The sequence below is a fragment of the Oceanobacillus sojae genome (assembly GCF_007991515.1).
GTDB classification, from domain to species: Bacteria; Bacillota; Bacilli; order Bacillales; family Amphibacillaceae; genus Oceanobacillus; species Oceanobacillus sojae.
The window spans coordinates 1-2,053 of the sequence record NZ_BJYM01000042.1 but is presented as its reverse complement, the minus strand read 5'-3'; the positions used below and the strand labels follow the sequence as shown (position 1 = coordinate 2,053).

Sequence of the window (2,053 nt, the reverse complement as noted above, 5' to 3'; positions counted from 1 at the left end):
TTCGTAATATCCTGAAGCAATCCGCCTGACAAGTCATCCGTGATTTTTTCCCCAGCTTTGTAACCAAGTTCCTGTGTGTACCATAAGAATCCCATCCTGATAGCATTCCATGCTAAAAAGAAAATAATTGGCCCGAGTATGTTACCAGTCATTGCAAGGGAAGCCGCTAGTGCACCGAGAATTGGTCTGACTGTGAACCAGAAAATAGGATCCCCAATCCCTGCTAAAGGTCCCATCATTCCGACCTTAACCCCTTGGATTGCTTTATTGTCAACCGGAGCACCATTTGCACGTTCTTCTTCAAGGGCTAGTGTTACACCAATAATTGGAGAAGCAACATAAGGGTGCGTATTAAAGAATTCTAAGTGACGCTGAAGTGCTGCAGCACGATCTTCTTTAGTCTGGTATAATCTTTTGATTGCGGGAATCATGGAAAATGCCCAGCCGCCATTTTGCATCCGTTCATAGTTCCAGGAACCTTGAATGAAAGTAGAGCGCCACCAAATAGAAATACGATCTCTTTTTGATAATTTCACTTCTTGTGCCATCTTCATAGCCTCCTTCTTTCTAATAATCTTCTATAATATCGCCCAGCGGATCACCAGTGTTTCCACCGCCGCCACCAGAGCCGCCTTGTTTCGTAAGTGCTAAATAAATAAGCGCAAGAGCCACACCGATACCACCAAGTCCTACAAGTGTAATGTCCGGGATTGTCGCTAGTACGAATCCAATTGCAAAGAATGGCCATACTTCTTTGGTAGCCATCATGTTAATAACCATTGCATAACCGACAGCTACTACCATTCCACCGCCGACTGCCAAACCATCTGTCAGCCAGTCCGGCATAGCCTGAAGCATTTCCCTAACTGGAGTTGCACCAATAGCGATAATTAAAGCAGCCGGGATTGCAATACGTAAACCCTGCATGCAGATAGCAATAACATGCCATATTTCAATTTTTCTAATATTCCCTTCCTTCGCTGCAGCGTCCATTAAATGGACAATCCCTGTAGCGAGGGTTCGTACAATGATTGTTAATAATAAACCAGCAACTGCCAATGGAATTGCAATTGCGATAGCTGAGGATACACCTGATGCGCCCTGTCCGCCTAAAACGAGAATAATTGCTGATGCGACAGAGGCCAAGGCTGCATCCGGCGCTACAGCTGCACCAATATTTGCCCAACCTAAAGCAATCAGCTGCAAGGTACCGCCTAAGATAAGACATGCCGTTAATTCTCCGGTAACTAAGCCGATTAACGTACAAGCAATAATTGGCTGGTGAAACTGGAATTGATCCAGGATGCCTTCCATACCAGCTATAAATGCCACAATAATAACTAATATTATTTGAATAATCGTCAAATCCATGATTATTAAACCTCCTTTTTTATCTAATGATCAGGATTTTTTCTGTCTGTCTAATTCCATTTGAGCTCTTCTCAAAATCTCGTCCATATTCCCATATGAATCAGCTGGAACCTTACGTACGTCAAAATCGACGCCAAAGTCTTTTAATTTTTTGAACGTATCAATATCGTTCTGGTCAAAGGCCAATACTTTATTTGGCTGAACTTTACCAGTTGAATGTGACATGGACCCAACGTTAATGGTATCCAGTGGAACACCGCCTTCAACGGCTCTGAGTGCATCTTGCGGGTTCTCAAAAAGCAGTAATGCCCGCTGTCCGCCGAAGTGTTGATCATCTTTTGCAAGCTCAATCATTTTCTGAACAGGGACCGTATGTGCCTTGATACCTGAAGGAGCAGCCTGTTGAATCAACCTTTTACGAAGTTCATCCTTTGCTACTGTGTCAGATACAACGATGATGCGTGTAGGTGATGTACTTCTTGTCCAGGAAGTTGCAACTTGCCCGTGCAGTAAACGAGAATCGATTCGTGCTAACACGTATTCAAATGAACCAGGAGCGCCTGCGCTGGCTCCAGAAGAAACTTCAGCAGTATCAGCATCAGCCGGCTCTAATTCTTCCGGTTTTACTTTAACTGCTTCTTTCGCTGTATCGATAATATGAGCAGCTATTTCATGCGCCGTG

3 protein-coding genes are annotated in these 2,053 nt (G+C 44.0%); all 3 read right to left on the bottom strand.

Features of this window, described 5'->3' with window-relative positions:
- Positions 1-548: PTS system mannose/fructose/sorbose family transporter subunit IID (locus OSO01_RS23135; RefSeq protein WP_147212810.1), on the bottom strand; the 548-nt coding region annotated here is incomplete at its 3' end.
- Between the two features lie 19 nt (positions 549-567).
- The gene (locus OSO01_RS23130) at positions 568-1,365 is read right to left on the bottom strand and encodes a PTS mannose/fructose/sorbose transporter subunit IIC (RefSeq protein WP_222595754.1); all 798 of its coding nucleotides are present in this window, start codon (positions 1,363-1,365) and stop codon (positions 568-570) included.
- Positions 1,366-1,401: 36 nt separating this feature from the next.
- Positions 1,402-2,053: PTS sugar transporter subunit IIB (locus OSO01_RS23125; RefSeq protein ID WP_147212808.1), on the bottom strand; the 652-nt coding region annotated here is incomplete at its 5' end.